15 protein-coding genes are annotated in these 17421 nt (G+C 68.8%); 4 read left to right on the top strand and 11 right to left on the bottom strand.

The annotated features are described in order from the left end of the window. Positions 1 to 6 precede the first annotated feature (6 nt). The 8 genes from IQ458_RS15665 to IQ458_RS15630 all read right to left on the bottom strand — a co-directional run bounded on the left by IQ458_RS15665 (position 7) and on the right by IQ458_RS15630 (position 9462). Positions 7 to 2565: a DNA topoisomerase I gene (locus tag IQ458_RS15665; RefSeq protein ID WP_192199506.1), complete on the bottom strand. Its 2559-nt coding sequence runs from the start codon at positions 2563 to 2565 to the stop codon at positions 7 to 9. 172 nt (positions 2566 to 2737) lie between these two features. After that, complete coding sequence (locus IQ458_RS15660) at positions 2738 to 3676, bottom strand: RDD family protein (RefSeq protein ID WP_203323398.1); 939 nt, start codon at positions 3674 to 3676, stop codon at positions 2738 to 2740. A gap of 12 nt (positions 3677 to 3688) precedes the next feature. Further along, positions 3689 to 4591: an RDD family protein gene (locus IQ458_RS15655; RefSeq protein ID WP_203323397.1), complete on the bottom strand. Its 903-nt coding sequence runs from the start codon at positions 4589 to 4591 to the stop codon at positions 3689 to 3691. Between the two features lie 31 nt (positions 4592 to 4622). Then, positions 4623 to 5717, bottom strand: a complete 1095-nt coding sequence (locus IQ458_RS15650) for an RDD family protein (protein ID WP_192199509.1) — start codon at positions 5715 to 5717, stop codon at positions 4623 to 4625. 99 nt (positions 5718 to 5816) lie between these two features. Then, positions 5817 to 6530 (bottom strand): GYF domain-containing protein, encoded by a 714-nt coding sequence (locus IQ458_RS15645; protein ID WP_203323396.1) that lies wholly within the window; start codon positions 6528 to 6530, stop codon positions 5817 to 5819. A gap of 30 nt (positions 6531 to 6560) precedes the next feature. Then, entirely contained in the window at positions 6561 to 7034 is a 474-nt protein-coding gene (locus IQ458_RS15640) for a DUF494 family protein (protein WP_141455174.1), read from the bottom strand. 42 nt (positions 7035 to 7076) lie between these two features. After that, complete coding sequence (gene dprA, locus IQ458_RS15635; protein ID WP_203323395.1) at positions 7077 to 8216, bottom strand: DNA-processing protein DprA; 1140 nt, start codon at positions 8214 to 8216, stop codon at positions 7077 to 7079. Positions 8217 to 8292: 76 nt separating this feature from the next. Continuing rightward, a complete protein-coding gene (locus IQ458_RS15630) occupies positions 8293 to 9462 on the bottom strand; it encodes a LysM peptidoglycan-binding domain-containing protein (protein WP_183639548.1) in 1170 nt (389 codons plus the stop codon). Positions 9463 to 9593: 131 nt separating this feature from the next. On the opposite strand from IQ458_RS15630, the gene def reads away from it, so the two are divergent. From def to IQ458_RS15610, 4 genes are all read left to right on the top strand, one after another. Then, a complete protein-coding gene (gene def, locus IQ458_RS15625) occupies positions 9594 to 10109 on the top strand; it encodes a peptide deformylase (protein ID WP_192199512.1) in 516 nt (171 codons plus the stop codon). 103 nt (positions 10110 to 10212) lie between these two features. Next, positions 10213 to 11133 (top strand): methionyl-tRNA formyltransferase, encoded by a 921-nt coding sequence (gene fmt, locus IQ458_RS15620; protein ID WP_203323394.1) that lies wholly within the window; start codon positions 10213 to 10215, stop codon positions 11131 to 11133. Beyond that, positions 11130 to 12437, top strand: a complete 1308-nt coding sequence (gene rsmB / locus IQ458_RS15615) for a 16S rRNA (cytosine(967)-C(5))-methyltransferase RsmB (RefSeq protein WP_328805200.1) — start codon at positions 11130 to 11132, stop codon at positions 12435 to 12437. The genes fmt and rsmB overlap by 4 nt, the downstream gene beginning before the upstream one ends. Before the next feature lie 73 nt (positions 12438 to 12510). Beyond that, positions 12511 to 14196, top strand: coding sequence for an ArnT family glycosyltransferase (locus IQ458_RS15610; protein ID WP_203323393.1), 1686 nt, complete (start codon positions 12511 to 12513; stop codon positions 14194 to 14196). 4 nt (positions 14197 to 14200) lie between these two features. On the opposite strand, the gene IQ458_RS15605 is transcribed toward IQ458_RS15610, so the two are convergent. The 3 genes from IQ458_RS15605 to IQ458_RS15595 are packed head-to-tail and all read right to left on the bottom strand — an operon-like array spanning position 14201 to position 17347. Continuing rightward, positions 14201 to 15322 (bottom strand): glycosyltransferase family 4 protein, encoded by a 1122-nt coding sequence (locus IQ458_RS15605; protein WP_203323392.1) that lies wholly within the window; start codon positions 15320 to 15322, stop codon positions 14201 to 14203. Positions 15323 to 15341: 19 nt separating this feature from the next. After that, positions 15342 to 16181, bottom strand: coding sequence for a glycosyltransferase family 2 protein (locus IQ458_RS15600; RefSeq protein ID WP_203323391.1), 840 nt, complete (start codon positions 16179 to 16181; stop codon positions 15342 to 15344). Beyond that, positions 16178 to 17347: an O-antigen ligase family protein gene (locus tag IQ458_RS15595; RefSeq protein WP_203323390.1), complete on the bottom strand. Its 1170-nt coding sequence runs from the start codon at positions 17345 to 17347 to the stop codon at positions 16178 to 16180. Before IQ458_RS15595 ends, IQ458_RS15600 begins: the two co-directional genes overlap by 4 nt. Between the last annotated feature and the right edge of the window lie 74 nt (positions 17348 to 17421).

Here is a 17421-nt window from a genome sequence, read left to right as displayed (position 1 = left end):
AGCGAATCAGAACGGCGCGTCGTCGCTCTGCTTCTTGGCGACCCGCTTCTTGCCGGGTTCCACCTTGGCCGGGGTCAGCAGCGACTTGGCCGGTTCGGTGACGGTCACGGCGGCCTTCTTCGCGGTGGCCTTCTTGGTGGCCGGGCTCTTGGTCGTGGTGCTCTTGGTCGCGGTTTTCTTCGTCGCCGTCTTCTTGGCGGCGGCCTTCTTCGGCGCGGCTTCCTTCTTCACCGCGGCCTTCTTGGCGGTGGCCTTCTTGGCGCCGAAACCGCGCCGCGCGGGCTTGCCGGTTTCCTCCAGCAGCTGCTGCACTTCGGCCAGGGTCAGCGAGGCGGGCTCGCGATCCTTGGGAATCTTGCCGTTGAGCTTGCCGTCGCTGATGTACGGACCAAAGCGGCCGTTCAGCACCTGGATGTCGCTGCCGTCGAATTCCTTGATGATGCGGTTGCGGGCGATTTCTTCCTTCTCGTTGATCAGGAAGACCGCGCGCGCCAGATCGATCGTGTACGGATCGTCTTCCTTCTTCAGCGAGGCGTAGGTGCTGCCGCGCTTGGCGAACGGGCCGAAGCGGCCGATGCCGACGCTGACTTCCTCGCCATTGTCCTGGCCCAGCTTGCGCGGCAGCTTGAACAGCTCGATCGCTTCGTCCAGGGTGATGGTGTGCATCGACTGGCCCGGACGCAGCGAGGCGAATTCGAGCTTCTCGTCGGTGTCCTTGTCGCCGATCTGGGCGTAGGGACCGAACCGGCCCAGGCGCACGCTGACCGGCTTGCCGGACTTGGGATCGGTACCGAGTTCGCGCGCGCCCGTGGCCTCGCTGCGATCGACCGATTCCTTCTTCTCCTCGATCAGTTCCTTGAACGGGCCCCAGAACTTCTCCATCAGCGGGACCCATTCCTCCTCGCCGCGAGAGACCGCGTCCAGCTCGTCCTCGAGCCGGGCGGTGAAGTCGTAGTCCACGTATTGGGTGAAGTGGCCGCTGAGGAACTTGGAGACCGCGCGGCCCACGTCGGTGGGCTTGAAGGCGCGGCCTTCCATCTCGGTGTACTTGCGGAACAGCAGGGTCTGGATGATCGAAGCGTAGGTGGAGGGACGGCCGATGCCGTATTCCTCCAGCGCCTTGACCAGCGCGGCTTCGGTGAAGCGCGGCGGCGGCTGGGTGAAATGCTGGTCGGCGTGGATGCGATCCAGCGGTACCCGGTCGCCCGGTTTCATCGGCGGCAGCTTGCGGCCTTCGTCGTCGTCTTCCGCGCCCTTCTGGTCCTTGCCTTCCTCGTACACGGCCAGGAAGCCGGGATCGATCACGGTGGTGCCGCTGGCGCGGAAGCTGTGCTCGCTGCCCGCGGCCAGGTCGACGCTGACGGTGTTGAGCGTGGCCGGCACCATCTGGCAGGCCACCGCGCGCTTCCAGATCAGTTCGTAGAGCTTGCGCTCGTCGTCGCTGAGGAAGCGGGCGACCTGGGCCGGGGTGCGCAGTGCCGAGGTCGGGCGCACGGCTTCGTGCGCTTCCTGCGCGTTCTTGGACTTGGTCTGGTAAGTGTTGGGCTTGTCCGGCAGCGCCTGGGTGCCGTAGTCGCGGGCGATGACGTCGCGGATCTCGTTCAGCGCCTCGACCGACAGGCTGACCGAGTCGGTACGCATGTAGCTGATCAGGCCGACCGTGCCTTCCTCGCCAATCGCCACGCCTTCATACAGCTTCTGCGCGACCTGCATGGTCTTGCGGGTGGTGAAGCCCAGCTTGCGCGCGGCTTCCTGCTGCAGGGTGGAGGTGGTGAACGGTGGCGCGGGCCGGCGCTTGCGCTCCTTGCTGGTCACGTCGGTGACATGCAGCGAACCCTGCGCGGCCTGCTGGATGCGCATGCGCGCGGCTTCGGCGGTGTCGCCGTCGGTGACCGTGAACTGCTCGAACTTCTGGCCGTCCAGGCGGGTGAGCTTGGCGGTGAAGGACTGGCGCGGGTGCGCGCATTCGGCCTCGATGGACCAGTACTCGCGCGCGATGAAGGCTTCGATTTCCTCTTCGCGCTCGACGATCATGCGCAGCGCGGGCGACTGCACGCGGCCGGCGGACAGGCCGCGCTGGACCTTGCGCCACAGCACCGGCGACAGGTTGAAGCCGACCAGGTAGTCCAGCGCGCGGCGCGCCTGCTGGGCATCGACCAGTTCGTTGGCGATCTGGCGCGGCTGGTTCATCGCTTCGCGGATGGCCCGCGGGGTGATTTCCGTGAACACCACCCGGTGCAGCGGCTTGTCCTTGAGCAGGCCGCGCTCCTTCAGGATTTCCGCGATGTGCCAGCTGATCGCCTCGCCCTCGCGGTCCGGGTCGGTCGCCAGATAGATGTCTTCGGCCGCCTTGGCGGCCTTGGCGATCGCATCGACGTGCTTCTCGTTCTTGTCGATGAGGTCGTAGCGCATCGCGAAGCCGTTGTCCGGATCCACCGCCCCCTCCTTCGGCACCAGGTCGCGCACGTGACCGTAGGACGCCAGGACGTGGAAGTCCTTGCCGAGGTATTTGTTGATCGTCTTGGCCTTGGCCGGCGATTCGACGATAAGGAGGTGCTTGGACATGTCCTTCCGATGGGCGGTGGGGGCGGCGCGTGGCCGGCAAGGGTGGCGCAAAAGCGGGCGGCAGAGAAGCCGACGCCCGGAGCCGTGGCCCCGGGCGTTCAGGTTTCGCTATTTACTAGTGGAATCATGCCCGGGCACGGCTGTCAACCCTGAACGGGTTCCGTGAAGCCCGTCACCTTCCGAAAACGCCTCCCATGGCGGCGACCAGCACGCCGGCCGCCAGCAGGAACAGCAGGGACAGCAGACCCCCCAGGACGAGGACGATCCAGGTGACCACGCCGAGCTTCGGCTGCTGGCGCTCCGGATAGTGGGTGTAGGCCCACTTGTCCACCACCAGCGTGCCGCAGATCAGGTCGTGCAGGGCCTGCTTGCGGCCGGTGAAGGCCGCCATCAGGTAGCCGGCCATCAGCAACAGCGTGCTGACGAAGGTCGCGAAGAACCGGCCGATGGCGCGCCAGAAGCTGATCGGCGCGCCCTGCGTGTCCACCACCTTGATGCCGATCGCCATCTTGCCGGGCGTGGCCTGGTGGGGAGAGGCATGGAACCAGGCGAAATAGCCGGCCATCACCACGATCTGCACCAGGTAGGACGCGACCTGCAGCACCACGACAAGCAATGGCTGGGTCGCGCCGGCCATGACCAGCGGCAGCATCGCGAGCCCGGTCACGGTGCTGATCACCGTGGTGATGATGGTCAGCAGGAAGCTGTCGATGACATAGGCCGCCGTGCGTTTCCAGAAACCGGCATAGACGACCTCGCCGCCCTGCACGACCTGGGACACGAGCCCGACCGCGGCCTCGGGCGCGGCATACGGGGACGCGTCCGTTTCAGGCGTGGTGTCCGGGGGCGGGAAGGACGGAGCATCGGGAACCGCATCGGCCGTCGATTCCCCGGTGTCGTCCGCGATACCTGGCGGTTGCCGGAAACGCGCGCCGGTGTCCAGGCCCAATTCCCGGGCGAAATCGCCGGCTGCCTGCCATTGCGACAGGCCGTCGCGCCAGATCAGGGTGGCGTGGGAAATCCGTCCGCCGGCCAGCAGATCCCGCAGCATCGCGGCATCCACCGGGCCCTGCGGCTGCCGCGCCTCGTCCGCGTAGTACCAGTGCTTCATCGCCCGCCGGGATTACTGGTTGCCGCCGGCGATGGCGGCCATGCCCATGGCGAACACGAAGAAGCCGATATAGGCGACGAAGAACAGGCCCGCCAGCACGATGATCGTCCAGGTCACCGCGCCCAGGTCGCGGCGCTGCCGTTCCGGATGGGCGGTGAAGGCCCAGCGGTCCACGACCAGGGTATCGGCGATCATGTCGTGCAGGGCCTGCTTGCGCTCGGTCAGGCCGACGGTGAATGCCGATATCAGCGTCGTGACGCCGCAGCTGACCAGGTTGAGGAAGAAGTACGCGCACCAGCGACCGAAGCTGCGGCCCAGGGTGAGCGCCTGGCCATCGGTGCGTGCCACCTTGATGCCGACCGCGAGCTTGCCCAGGGTCGCCTGCGACGCGGACGCGTGCATCCAGGTGAAGTAGACCGCCTGGGCCAGGATCGGCAGCACGTAGAACGCCAGGATGAAGGTCACCCCGAGGGTGCCGCGCATCATGTCGTTGGCGAATGCCTGCGGATTCAGCGCGGCCGCGCCGCCGGTGAGCATGAGGCCGACCAGGGCGACCACCAGGGTCACCACCATCATCACCATGCCGTCGATGAAGGAGGCGGCGAAACGCTTCCAGAAACCGGCCATCACCACTTGGCCGGCGAACACCGGCGCGGACTGCAGCGGAACGTGCGCGGCCGGCGCCGCGTACGGCGAAGCCGGCTCGTTGACCACGATGGCAATGGCGGGCGCGGCGGCCGGAATCGCCAGGCCCAGTTCCGCGGCCATCTCGCCCAGCGGGCGCCAGCCGTCCATGCCTTCGCGCCAGACCAGCGCATCCGGCGTGATTTCGCCGCGCTGGAAACGCGTGCCCAGTTCTTCCGTGCTGATCGGACCCTGGCGCTGCTCGCCGATGGCGAAAAACCAACTGCTCATTTTTTGTACCGCTCCTGTTGCTGTTGCTTGTTCAACCGAACCGCTGCGTGGTCGCGGCCAGGCCGATGACGAAGAAAATCAGGACCACGCCCGCCACGATGACCAGACCATACAGGCCCAGCACCACGATCGCGACCAGACCCAGCTCGCTGCGCTGGCGCTCCGGCTCGGTGGTGTAGGCCCATTTGTCGACCACCACGGTGTCGCAGATGATGTCGTGCAGCGATTGCTTGCGCGCGGTGAACGCGGCCATCAGGTAGCCGATGAAGAGCGTCAGCGTGCTGAGGATGGTGGCGAAGAAGCGTGCCAGCGCGCGCAGGAACGAGATCGGTTCGCCATGGCTGCGCACCACCTTGATGCCGATCGCCATCTTGCCCGGCGTGGCGTAGTTGAAGGTGGAATGGAACCAGGCGAAGTAGAGCGCGTTCAGGGCCAGCGTGCTGAGCGAGGTGGTGATCGCCGTGGCCAATTCGCCGCCGCCGGCGAGATCGCTGAGGATCACGCCGAACAGTTCGCCGCACAGGCCCACCACCAGCGACAGGATGAAGCCGTCGATGATCGTCGCGGCCGCGCGCTTCCAGAATCCGGCGTAGACGACATTCTGGTCGGCGACGAAGGAGGGCTGCGCCTGCAGTGGCGCGCGGGCGGCCAGGTACGGGTTGCGGGAGGCAGCGGTCTCGCCGGTGCCCGCCGCGGCCATGCGCTCGATGATCTCCGGACGCTCGTACACCGGCGTGGGCGAAGGATCGCTGCCGAGATTGAACACCGCGCGGCTACCCGCCGGTGCGGCCGATGGTGCCGGCATCCGTTCGGGCGGCGCGGTGACGGCGGCTGCGACCTCTTCGGCTTCCACGCGTGCGATCGTCGGCGGCGCGGGAACCGTCGGTGGCGCCGGGGGCACGAACGCGGCGGGCGACGCGGGTGAGGCATCGAACGGTGCCCGCGGCATCTCCAGCAGGCCGAGCTGCTGGGCCAGGTCCGCCAGTGGTCGCCACTGCATCATTCCGTCGCGCCAGACCAGTGTGTCCAGTGCGATCCGTTCGCTGTGGAAGTGTTGTTTCAGTTCATCCGTGGACAACGGGCCGAGCGGTTGCCGCTCGGCCCCGGCGTAATACCAAGTGGACATGCTGGTTTCCCCAAACCGTTGCGCTGCGAACGTTACCGCAAGCGCTCGTCAACGCCTAGATGGGCGACCACCGCGGGGCGGGATCGCCGGCATGCGGCATCAGCCGCGGCACCGCTCCGGCAGCAGTTGGTCCTCGATGTCCGAGGTGCAGCCCCAGCTGCGGGACTGGCCGTCGTAGAAAATCCAGATGGCGTGGTCGTCCATGCGCGAATTGCCGGTGCCGCGGACGCGCACCTCCACCCCGCACGTGCCGTCGTCGAACTCGCCGACGAGAATGCCGGCGACATGCGGGGATGCGTAGGCGGCTTCCGGCTGGAAGCCGTCGGCGTCGTTGTCGGGGCAGCGGCCTTCGGCCAGATGGCGTTCAATCAGCGGCTTCAGCGCGTCGCCCGCGGCGATCGGTTCCATCAGCTTGGCGCGCGAGGTGTATTGCTGGTACGCGGGTATGGCGATCGCCGCCAGGATGCCGAGGATGGCCAGCATGGGAATGATCGCCGCCAGGCAGATGATCATGATGATCGTGCCGCGGCTCATCCCTCGCGGTGCGGGCGCGATTGCCGGAGCGCCCGGGCGCGGGCTGGCGTGGCCCGGCGCGCCGGGAAGCGGCGGCGGCATCGGCGCGGTGGCCGACGCGGTAGCGTCCAGGCCCAGCTCGGCGGCCACGCTGCGCAAGGGTTGCCATTGCGCCATGCCCTCGCGCCAGACCTGGGAATCCAGCATCAACTGGCCCCGCCGGAAGCAGGCCGCCAGTTCCTCCGTGGTCAGTGGTCCAACGTTCCGCCCCGGTCCTTCCGCGTAATACCACTGGGCCATGCTTTCCCCCGAAAGCAGGTTGAAGTCGGCTCAGTGTACCGGTTCAGGTTCGTCCACGAACATCTGCGTTTCCATCCACGCGTAGGCCGCTTCCGAGCCGGGCTGGTTGAACAGCACCATCAGCACGACCCATTTCAGGTCGTCCAGATCCAACTCGTCCTGGTCCAGCGCCATCGCTCGATCCAGCACCAGTTCGCGCTGATCGGCATCGAGGATGCCGTGCTGTTCCAGGAACATCAGGAAGCCGCGGCCTTCCACGTCGAGCTTTTCCAGCTCCGGGCCATGGAAGATGCGGGTCGGGCCGCCCACGCGCGGTTGCGGCGCGCCGGGCCGCTGATCGGCCAGGGCGTCGAGCCAGTCGAAAGCCTTGTTGATTTCGGCGGGGCTGAAGCCGGCCTGGATCAGGCCGTTCTGGAGAGAGTCGCGATCACGGACGGGGTCCGCGTCCTCGGTGAAATAGTGTTCAAACAGGTACAGCAGTACATCCAGGATGCTCTCTTTCATTGCCCCTCGGCCTGCGCACGGTGGCGCTGTGGAGGAAAGAAACTAGCCTTTGCGGCAGTAACGGCCGTGTTCGACCGATACGCGCCCATCCAGTTCCATGGCGAGCAGCATGGAGGACAGGGCGGCGGTCGTCAATCCGGTCCGGTCCACCAGTTGATCCATACCCGTTGGGTCGTGACCAAGCGCGCGCCACAACTTCTGGTAGTCGGGGTCCCGGCCGCCGCCGGCCGGAAGCGACCGTTCGGGAGGGGTCTGTTCAGGTTCGCCGAGCTGTTCGCGCAGGATCCGGACCGTCCCGGCCAATTGCGGGGCGAGGGCGTCCAGCAGTTCGTCCCCGCGTTCGATCAGGCCGGCCCCGTCGCGGATCAGGCGGTGGCAGCCGCGCGCCAGCGGATTGTGGATGGAACCGGGCACGGCGAACACGTCGCGGCCGCTGTCCGCCGCCTGGCGGGCGGTGATCAGCGCGCCGGAGCGCTCGGCGGCCTCGATCACCAGCGTGGCCAGCGACAGGCCGGCGATGATCCGGTTGCGGCGGGGAAAGTGGCTGGGATGCGCGCCGGTGCCCGGGGGATGCTCGCTGACCACCGCGCCGTGCGCGGCGATGCGATCCCGCAATGGCGCGTGCCGGCGCGGATATGCCTGTTCCGGACCGGTGCCCAGGACCGCGACGGTGGTCCCTTCGACCTGGCCCAGGGCGCTCTCGTGCGCGGCGGCGTCGATGCCGGCGGCCATGCCGCTGGCCACCACGACCCCCGCCCGGGCCAGCGCGGCGGCGAACGCCGCGGCGTTGTCGCGTCCGCCGGCGGTCGGCGAGCGGCTGCCGACCACGGCCACCGAGGGACGCCACAGCAGTGCCGGATCGCCATCGACGAACAGCGCCAGCGGCGGATGCGGGCAATGGCGCAGCAGCGGCGGATAGTCGCCCGAATCCCAGCCGATCAGGTGATGGCGGGGCGAAGCAGCCAGCCACTCCCGGGCGATTGCCAGTCCCGCAGCGGCCGGCGCCGCGAAGGCGCTGACCTGGCCATCGTCCAGTCCGGCCGCCCGCCATCCGCGCGGCCCGGCCGCGAACGCGGCGCTGGGGCTGCCATGGCGTTCCAGCAGGCGGCGGCGGGCGGCGCTGCCGCCGCCGGCCAGGGTCAGGCGCAACATGGCCTCGGAGTCGTCTTCGTGGCGGGACATGAGGCCAGCCTAGTGCGGAGACGACGACGGCGCCCTCGGGCGCCGTCGCGGTGTTGCGTAGGGTTTGTCCGAAGACTCAGTAGGTGGCGTCCGGATGCTTCAGCTCGTAGCCCACCCGGGTGGCCTTCACCCCTTCCATCACCAGCCCGTAGCTGACCTTGTCGAAGGTGCGGAACACCATCACGTGCGCGGCGTACTCGTCCGGCAGGCTGACCCGGCCGGCGCCGTTGCGCGGCGAATCGTCCATGCGCGAGGAATTGGGCCAGCGCACCTTGTTGGCGACATGGTCGCCCCGGCGCCAGACCGACAGCACGGTGCCATTGTCGATGCCTTCGCGGCTGCCGCCGGAAATGGCGACGACGTCGCGCGGACCACCGGACGTCAGCGCGTTGGCGACGGCCAGGATCTGCAGCTTGCCTTCGGCGATGGCCGTGGCCGGCGGATGCGGGAAGAACTGCAGGTCGTACGGCTTGGCCTCGACCGGGACCACGCGATCGCCGGCACGGACTTCCTTGCCGCTGTCCTGCAGGGTCAGGGTGACCGTTTCGCTGCCGGGCACGAGGCCGCGGGTGATGGTGCCGACGTTGACCTGCTCAAGCTCGTAGCCCAACAGTTCGACCGGACCGCCGTCGGACAGCGCCGAGCTGGACCACTGGCGGTTCCAGTCCGCCGGCGCGCCCTTGATGCGGGCGCCGCGGTAGTCCAGGTCTTCCTTGTAGGTCAGGTACTCGCCGCTGGATTTCACCCGGGTCTGGGTGTAGCGCAGGCCCGGGCGCACGATCGCGTAGCGCTGGCCGGGCTGGGCCTGGTCCAGCCCGAGCACGTACACGTTCTGGCCGGCGGTGGCGCGCAGCATGTTCTCTTCCAGCCCGGCGACGTACGGCAGATGCTGGAAGCTGTCGGCGATGCTCAGGTTCTTCAGGAACGGCTCGACGTCGGACAGCGGAATCGCGTTCAGCGGGGCTTCCTGGCGCGGACCGGCCTGGACCGCCACGCGATCCAGATAAGCCAGGCTGAGCACGTCGCCGGGGTAGATGAGATGGGGGTTCTTGATCTGCGGATTGGCCTGCCAGATCTCCGGCCACAGCCACGGCTTCTTCAGGAAGCGGGCGGAAATGTCCCAGAGGGTGTCCCCCCGCTTGACCACGTACGTGTCCGGGTGGTCCCCCGCCATTTCTGCGGCGGCGGCATAGCTGCCCACGGTAATCGCCGCAACGGCGAGAACCGTACGAAAATGTTTAAACATGGCTGTATCTACCTGATTCCCCGACAGGTGGTCCGCACTATAGTCCAGAAAACCCGGCGCAACGCAAGCGCCCGAGTTAGAATCCGTGAGGCCTTGCCGGATTCCACTGGCGCCCCCATCTCGGACACACCATGGCACTGCTTCCCATCCTCGAATTCCCCGATCCCCGGTTGCGCACCAAGGCGGTGCCGGTCGACCCGGCGCGGGTGACCGAGCCGGCCTTCCAGACCCTGCTGGACGACATGTTCGAGACCATGTACGAGGCCCCGGGCATCGGCCTGGCCGCCAGCCAGGTGGACGTGCACCAGCGCTTCATGGTCATCGACATCAGCGAAGAGAAGAACGACCCCCGGGTCTTCATCAATCCGGAGATCGTCGACCGGGCCGGCGACCAGGTCTACCAGGAAGGCTGCCTGTCGGTTCCCGGCATCTATGCCGACGTCACCCGTTCCAACGAAATCACCGTGCGCTTCGTCGATCGCCGGGGCCAGGCGCAGGAACTGCGCGCCGACGGCCTGCTGGCGGTCTGCATCCAGCACGAAATGGATCATCTCGACGGCAAGCTGTTCGTCGACTACCTCTCGCCGCTCAAGCGCGAGATGGTGCGCAAGAAGCTGGCCAAGCAGCGGCGTCAGGCTGCGGCCTGACGGCCGCGGGATTGGTGATTCGGGATTTGGGATTCGCAAGAGCCAGGTTGCGGGTCGCGCCGGCCGCCATCCTCCTTCTTCCTCTCCGGATACCTCGTCTTCCATGAGAATCGTTTTTGCCGGCACGCCGGCGTTCGCCGTTCCCAGTCTGCGCGCGGCGCACGCGCGCAATGAAGTCGTCGCGGTGTACACCCAGCCGGATCGGCCTGCCGGCCGCGGCCGCGGGCTGACGCCTTCGCCGGTCAAGCTGGAGGCGATCCAGCGCGGCATCCCGGTACTGCAACCGGAATCGCTGAGGAAGAAATCCTCGCAGGAAGCCCTGCGCGAACTGACCCCGGACCTGATGATCGTCGTCGCCTACGGCCTGATCCTGCCGCAAGCGGTGCTGGACATCCCGCGTTACGGTTGCTGGAACGTGCATGCGTCGATGCTGCCGCGCTGGCGTGGCGCCGCGCCGATCCAGCGCGCGATCGAAGCCGGCGACGCCGAAACCGGCATCTGCCTGATGCAGATGGAAGCCGGGCTGGATACCGGCCCGGTGCTGCTGTCCCAGCGCACGCCCATCGGCGAACAGGAAACCGGCGGGCAACTGCACGACCGCCTGTCCGAACTGGGCGCGCGCGTGCTTGCCGACGGGCTTGGCCTGCTGCGCGCGGGCATGCGCCCGGTGGCGCAGGCGCAGCCCGAAGCCGGTGCCACGTATGCGCACAAGCTGGAAAAGCACGAAGCGCGGCTGGACTGGTCGCAGCCGGCCGACGCGCTGGCGCGCAAAGTGCGCGCGTTCGAACCCTGGCCGGTGGCCGAGGCGAGCGTGGCCGGCGAACGCCTGCGCATCCATGGCGCGGTCGCGCTGGATCTGGCGCACCGGGCCGAACCCGGCACGCTGCTCACGGCGGGCCGGCAGGGCCTGGACATCGCCTGCGGCCAGGGCGCGCTGCGCCTGCGGGTGGTCCAGCGCGAGGGCGGCAAGGCGATCACCGCCGCCGACTACCTCAACGCGCGCCGGGATCTGGTGACCGCGTGAATCCGGGCACCGGCGCCGCCGTGCGCGCACTGGCCGCGCGCATCCTCGATGCGGTCGCGCACCGGGGGCGTTCGCTCAAGGCGGAACTGGCCGCGGGCCTGCCGCGCCTGCCGGACCCGCGGGATCGCGCGCTGGCCGAAGCGATCTGCTTCGCCGCGTTGCGCCAGCGCGTCCGCTATGACGAAGCCCTGCGCCGCTGGATGCAGAAACCGCTGGGCCGGCGCGACGGCGAACTGCGGGCGCTGTTGTGGGTCGGGTTCGCCCAGATCGATGCATTGCAATTGCCGGCGCATGCCGCGCTCTCTACCACCGTGGAAGCCGCGCGGGAACTGAAGCGCTCGCACCAGGCCGGGATGGTCAACGCGATCCTGCGCCGCGCGCAGCGCGAAGGCCTGCCGGCCGCCGCACCCGAACAGGCCTGGCCGGCGTGGCTGCGCGAGCGCGTGCGCCAGGACTGGGCCGGGCAGGCCGATGCGGTTTTCACCGCGAGCGCCGAAGCCGCCCCGCTGTGGCTGCGGGTCAACCGCGCGCGCATGCCGGTGGCGGATTATCTGGAGCGCCTGCGACAGACGTTGCCGGAACTCGTCGCGTCCGCCTCGCCGTTGGCCACCGATGCGATTCGCGTCGATACGCCGGTGGCGGTCGTCGCGTTGCCGGGCTTCGCCGACGGCGACGTGTCGATCCAGGACGGGGCCGCCCAACTGGTGGCCGATGCGCTGGCGCCCGCCGCCGGCGCGCGGGTACTCGATGCCTGCGCCGCGCCCGGCGGGAAGGCGGCGCACCTGCTCGAACGCGACGGCACCTTGCGCCTGCTGGCGATGGATGTCGACGCACGGCGGTTGCAGCGGGTGGGCGAAACGCTGGCGCGGGTCGGCGTGCGGGCGCAACTGCGCGCCGCCGACGCGAGCGAGCCTTCGATCTGGTGGGACGGCCAGCCGTTCGATGCGATCCTGCTGGACGCGCCGTGTTCGGCGACCGGCATCATCCGTCGCCAGCCCGACGTGCTGCTGCATCGGCGGCCGGAGGACATCGCCGCGCTGCGCGCGCTGCAGGCACGCCTGCTGGATGCGGCGTGGACCCTGCTGCGGCCAGGCGGCACGCTGCTGTATGCGACCTGCTCGATCCTCAAGGACGAGAACGAGCGCCAGATCGACGCCTTCCTGGCGCGCACGCCCGACGCCCGCGCCGAAGCGCTGGACCCGCGCTTCGGCCATGCCTCCGGCGCCGGCCGCCAGCGCCTGCCGGGCGAGGATGGCATGGACGGCTTCTTCTACGCGCGCCTGGTCCGCAGCGACGGGGCGTGAGCCACGCGACATTGGCTGGCCGCAGGGCCGGTTCCGACAATTGCCTAACGAATCGCCGGTATCATCGCGCGCCATGATCAAGACCGACGACAAGACCGCGTTCTGGTGGTTCCTGCTGTTCGCGCTGGTGGTAATCGGCGCGGGGCTGGGCATGCGCGCGCCGTGGCCGGCCGACGAGCCGCGTTTCGTGCTGGTGGCCAGGCAGATGTGGGAGTCCGGCCAGTGGCTGTTCCCGCACCGCGGCCAGGAGCTCTATCCGGACAAGCCGCCGCTGTATTTCTGGATGATCGCGTCCACCTACGCGGTGGTGCGCCACTGGAACGTCGCCTTCCTGATTCCGTCGCTGCTGGCGGCGCTGGGCACGCTGGTGCTGACCTACGACTTCGCACGCCGTACGTGGAACCGCCAGGCCGCGCTGTGGGCGGCCGGCGCGGTGCTGTGCGCGATGCAGTTCGTCTACCAGGGCAAGCGCGCGCAGATCGATCCGACCGTGGTGTTCTTCATCACCCTGGGCATGTACGGCCTCGGCCGGCACATGCTGCTGGGACCGAACTGGCGCTGGTACTGGCTGGGCTGCTTCTCCGCCGGCCTGGGCGTGATCAGCAAGGGCGTGGGTTTCCTGCCGTTGCTGGCGCTGATTCCCTACGCGCTGATGCGCTGGCGCGGCTGGCAGGGACTGACCGAGCCGGCGCCGAAGGGCGCGGGCCGATGGTGGCTGGGCGGGGCCAGTTTCCTGTTGGCGATCGCGCTGTGGTTCGTGCCGATGGTGGTGACCGCGTTGACCAGCGGGGATCCCGAGCACCGTGCCTATCTCAACGAAATCCTGTTCCGCCAGACCGCCACCCGCTACGTCGCCGCATGGCACCACCAGGCGCCGCCGTGGTACTTCCTGGAAGTCATCGCGCTGTTCTGGTTGCCGTTCTCGATCTTCATTCCCTGGCTGATCAAGCCGTGGCGCGATGCCTGGGGCCAGCGCGACGCGCGGGTGTGGTGGCCGCTGGCGTGGATGCTGCTGGTGCTGCTGTTCTTCAGCGCCAGCCCGGGCAAGCGCGATATGTACATCCTGCCCGCACTGCCGGCGCTGGCGTGGGCGGCGGCTCCGTTCCTGCCCGCATTGGGCGAGCGTCGCGGCGTGCGCGCCGGGTTGCTGGTGTTCGCGGTGGCGCTGGGCGGCTTGCTGCTGGTAGCCGGAGGCATGGCGCTGACCGGCGATCCGCGTTTCGAACTGAAGCTGGAAGCCGGGCGCGGCCTGGCCGGCGATCCGCATGCGGATCACCTGTGGCTGGCGCTGGCGGTCATGGGGGGACTTATCGTCACCGCCGCGTTGTGGCTGCGGCGCACGCGCGCGATCCCGCTGACCCTGGTGACCGTGCTGGTGCTGTGGGTCGGCTACGGCATGGCGCTGGCGCCGTTGCTGGACGGCGAGAACTCGGCGCGCGACGTGATGGCCGAAGCACGCGCACGCGCCGGCGTGGACACCGCCATCGGGCTGGTGGACTGGAAGGAACAGCAACTGCTGCAGGCGCAAGGCGAGGTGACCGAGTTCGGTTTCCGCGCGCCGGTCGAGCTGCAATGGCAGCGCGGCCTGGCCTGGCTGCACGAGGCGCCCGCGCGGCGCGTGCTGATGGCGCAGGACGCCACCCTGCCGGCCTGCGTGGATCGCACCCTTGCACGTTCCTTGGGTTCGGCCAACCGGCGTAGCTGGTGGCTGGTGGACGACGCGGCCACAACGGGCTGCCGAGCGGCGATGAAGCCGTAATCGATCAGCGGTTGACCAGCAGGTCCCGGTAAACCGCCTCGGTGGCGTCGGCGAATCGAGCGATGCCGAATTCGGCGAGCGCATGCGCGCGCGCGGCGGCGCCCATTCCGCTCAGGGCATCGCGATGCCGGAGCATCCAGCGCAGGGTGGTCGCCATCGCCTCGTGGCCATGCACCGGCACCACCCAGCCGTCCTCGCCCGGGTGCAGGTTTTCCGGCAGGCCGGCGTAATCGGTCACCATCACCGGCTTGCCCATCGCCATCATTTCGCGGCAGGCGAAGGAGATGGTCTCGATGTCGTGCGACAGCACGAAGCCGGCGTCCAGCGCGGCGATGATCGGACGCACGTCTTCCAGCAGTCCGGGGAAATGGAACTGCGCTTCCAGGCCGGCCTCGCGCACGATCGCCAACTGCCGCGCGGAAGGCGGCTGGCCGGCAATCAGCACGTGCACCCGGCGGCGCTCTTCGGCGGACAGCAGCCCCAGTGCCGCCACCAGATCCGTCCAGCCCTTGTAGTCGGCGGTGCCGGCGCTGCTGCCGATCAGCAGCGACCCGGCGTCCGGCGCGAAGCGTTCCCGCGACATGCGCGCGTCCGCGTCCGGCCAGGGGGCGAAATGGGTGGTGTCCACGCCGTTGTAGACCGTCTGCGGATGGCAGACGCGGTAGGGCGTGGCCTCGAGCTGCCGGCGCACGTACTCGCACACCGCGATCGCCTTGTCGGTATGGAAACGCGCGCGCCAGACGTGCTGGGGCCCACCCATCGGCTTGGTGTTGTGCTTGGTCAGGACCACGCGCGGACGCGGCGAGACGCCGCGCAATGCGGCGATGACGATGCGGTGATCGGCCGAGCCGTTGACGTGCACGATGTCGAACCGGTGCGCGCGCAGGTAATCGCGCAACTGGCGGATGGCCTGTGCGCGCTCGCGCAGCCGGCGCAGGCCGTTCGGAAAAGGCTGCGCCAGCGTGTGCACGCCGGGCAGCGCGACGGCTTCGGCCAGCAGGCGGCTGCCGGCCGGGGCGGCGACGTGGACCTCGTGCCGCGGTCCGAGCGCGCGCGCCAGTTCGCGGATGTAGGTGGTGTGGCCGCCGCCGCTGCCGCTGTGGAAATTGGTGTAGAGCAGCTTCATCGGCGAGTCGGGAGCGGGATCAGGAGATCACCGGATCCTGCAGCAACTCGGGGTGGCCGTCGATGCCGTGTTCGCAGCGGGTGATTTTCTGCGTGCGGGTGGCCTGGAACAGGCGGTTGTTGGGCAGGCTCATGTCGTCCACGTCCGGCGGGGCGCGCGAGTTGTGCCACAGGTGGACGGCCAGTGCGGCCCACTTGAGCGCGCGCCGGCGCAGGCCGGTGTTCTCAAGCCGCGCCGCCAGCTCGCGATCCTCGGCGCCATAACCTTCCATGCGTTCGTCGAAGCCATTGACCTTCAGCAGGTCGGCGCGCCAGAAACTCATGTTGCAGCTCATCACCCGCCCGCCGCTGCGCGAGCGCGCCTTCCAGCGCGCCAGCTGCGGCTGGCGGAAGGCGTACTGGCGGCGGGTGCCGTCGAACTCGTCGAAATCGGCATCGATCCACGGCGCGAACACCGGCCGCCCGCCGGCCAGCAGGCGCTTGCTCTCGGCGACCGTCGCCTTGAGCCGGCCACCCTGCAGGAAGAACCCCGGCTCGGCCAGCATTTCATGATCGCCGATGAAGTCCGGATGCAGGATCATGTCGCCGTCCAGCAGGATCACGTAGTCGCCGCGGCTGGCGGCGATCGCGCGGTTGCGGCAGCGCGCCGCGCGGAAGCCGCGATCCTCCTGCCACAGATGGCGCACCGGAACCGGCAGCGCCTTCTGCCAGCGCGCCACCACTTCGGCCGTATCGGGCCGGGAACCGTCATCGGCAATCAGGATTTCGTCGGGCATGCGCCGTTGCGCCGCCACGCTTTCCAGCACCCGCTCCAGGGCTTCGGGCCAGTTGTAGGTGAGGACCGCCAGGGAAATCTTCATCGTGCGCGCGAAGGGTCGGTGGACGCCGATGGCAACGACAGGCTGAGCGCCAGCGGCAGCCAGATGATCAACCAACCCGGGCGTGGGCTGTCAATCAGGTGCGGCAGGTCGAATTGCACCATCACGCTGGCGAACACCCACAGGCCCAGCACGGCGCGGCCGATCACGTCGTCTCGATGACGCCAGGCACGCCAGCCCAATGCCAGCCAGATCACCGACCACAGCAGGAATCCCGGCAAGCCAAGTTCGACCGCGATCTGGGTGAACAGGTTGTGGGTATGGACCTGGTCCATGCCCATGCCGCCCTGCACCGGCAGGGTGAAGCGCGCGCCCAGCCCCAGGCCCAGCCATGGCTGCTGCAGGAACAGGTCCCAACTGTGTTGCATGATCTGCGGCCGGAACGACCAGCCGCGCTCGCTCAGCTCCGGGTAGGCCGCGATCGCCACGCCTGCGCCGACCACGATCAGCGCGATCACGCGCCGCCAGGCGCGCTCCTTGCTGCGGATGGCGAGCAGCACGAACATCGCGGCGAACAGCGCCGCCCAGGCGCTGCGCGAGTCGGCCAGCACCAGGCAGGCGATCAGCACGGCCATGGCGGACCATTTCAACAGGCGCTGTCCCGGCGTGTGGAAACGCCAAGGCCACAGCCACAGGAAACCGGCTCCCATCGCCGCAGCGATCAGGTTGGCGTTGGCCATCACGCCAAAGCCGGTCACGCGGCCGTCCGGCGGCGGCTGGATCGCGAACCGGAGCATCGCCGCTATGGCGGTGGCGGCCAGCACGCCTGCGCCACCCACCAGCAGCCAGCGCTGGCGGCGCGGGTCGTCGCCAATGCCGTGCCGCCAGGCGAACAGGAACACCAGCACGCTCAGGATGCGCAGGATCTCGTCCAGCGGCCGCGTCGCGTTGGTCCATGCCAGGCTCAACGCGGACCAGCAGAACAGCGCCAGCAGCCAGGGCATCAGCGGGCGGCGTCCCAGATCGCGCCAGCGATCGAAATGCGCGAATCCCAGGATCAGCGCAGGCAGATACAGCGTCAGCGCCAGCAGGTACTGGTAGGGCTTGCCGGGATTGAACGAGGGACCCGCCGGCAACACGCACATCCCCGCGATCAGCACCATCAATCCCACGCACAGCAGGTTGCGCCAGCGCGTGGGCACCGCCATCCCGGAAACCGCGGGATCCGAACGCAGCGTCGCAGCCGGGTGCCCGCCGGGGAGCCGATCCGGGGCCGGCGCGC

It is taken from the genome of Pseudoxanthomonas beigongshangi (assembly GCF_016820515.1).
Lineage (GTDB): Bacteria > Pseudomonadota > Gammaproteobacteria > Xanthomonadales > Xanthomonadaceae > Pseudoxanthomonas_A > Pseudoxanthomonas_A beigongshangi.
Note: the sequence above shows the minus strand (reverse complement) of the source record. Positions and strands in the feature narration are given on the sequence as shown.

What these genes read in the sequence shown, in the direction of transcription:
- IQ458_RS15640 (WP_141455174.1), bottom strand. Translation starts at nt 7,034, where the DNA reads ATGAAAGAGAGCATCCTGGATGTACTGCTGTACCTGTTTGAACACTAT.
- IQ458_RS15630 (WP_183639548.1), bottom strand. Translation starts at nt 9,462, where the DNA reads ATGTTTAAACATTTTCGTACGGTTCTCGCCGTTGCGGCGATTACCGTG.
- fmt (WP_203323394.1), top strand. Translation starts at nt 10,213, where the DNA reads ATGAGAATCGTTTTTGCCGGCACGCCGGCGTTCGCCGTTCCCAGTCTG.
- IQ458_RS15665 (WP_192199506.1), bottom strand. Translation starts at nt 2,565, where the DNA reads ATGTCCAAGCACCTCCTTATCGTCGAATCGCCGGCCAAGGCCAAGACG.
- IQ458_RS15595 (WP_203323390.1), bottom strand. Translation starts at nt 17,347, where the DNA reads ATGGCGGTGCCCACGCGCTGGCGCAACCTGCTGTGCGTGGGATTGATG.
- IQ458_RS15645 (WP_203323396.1), bottom strand. Translation starts at nt 6,530, where the DNA reads ATGGCCCAGTGGTATTACGCGGAAGGACCGGGGCGGAACGTTGGACCA.
- def (WP_192199512.1), top strand. Translation starts at nt 9,594, where the DNA reads ATGGCACTGCTTCCCATCCTCGAATTCCCCGATCCCCGGTTGCGCACC.
- IQ458_RS15660 (WP_203323398.1), bottom strand. Translation starts at nt 3,676, where the DNA reads ATGAAGCACTGGTACTACGCGGACGAGGCGCGGCAGCCGCAGGGCCCG.
- dprA (WP_203323395.1), bottom strand. Translation starts at nt 8,216, where the DNA reads ATGTCCCGCCACGAAGACGACTCCGAGGCCATGTTGCGCCTGACCCTG.
- IQ458_RS15600 (WP_203323391.1), bottom strand. Translation starts at nt 16,181, where the DNA reads ATGAAGATTTCCCTGGCGGTCCTCACCTACAACTGGCCCGAAGCCCTG.
- IQ458_RS15605 (WP_203323392.1), bottom strand. Translation starts at nt 15,322, where the DNA reads ATGAAGCTGCTCTACACCAATTTCCACAGCGGCAGCGGCGGCGGCCAC.
- IQ458_RS15610 (WP_203323393.1), top strand. Translation starts at nt 12,511, where the DNA reads ATGATCAAGACCGACGACAAGACCGCGTTCTGGTGGTTCCTGCTGTTC.
- IQ458_RS15655 (WP_203323397.1), bottom strand. Translation starts at nt 4,591, where the DNA reads ATGAGCAGTTGGTTTTTCGCCATCGGCGAGCAGCGCCAGGGTCCGATC.
- IQ458_RS15650 (WP_192199509.1), bottom strand. Translation starts at nt 5,717, where the DNA reads ATGTCCACTTGGTATTACGCCGGGGCCGAGCGGCAACCGCTCGGCCCG.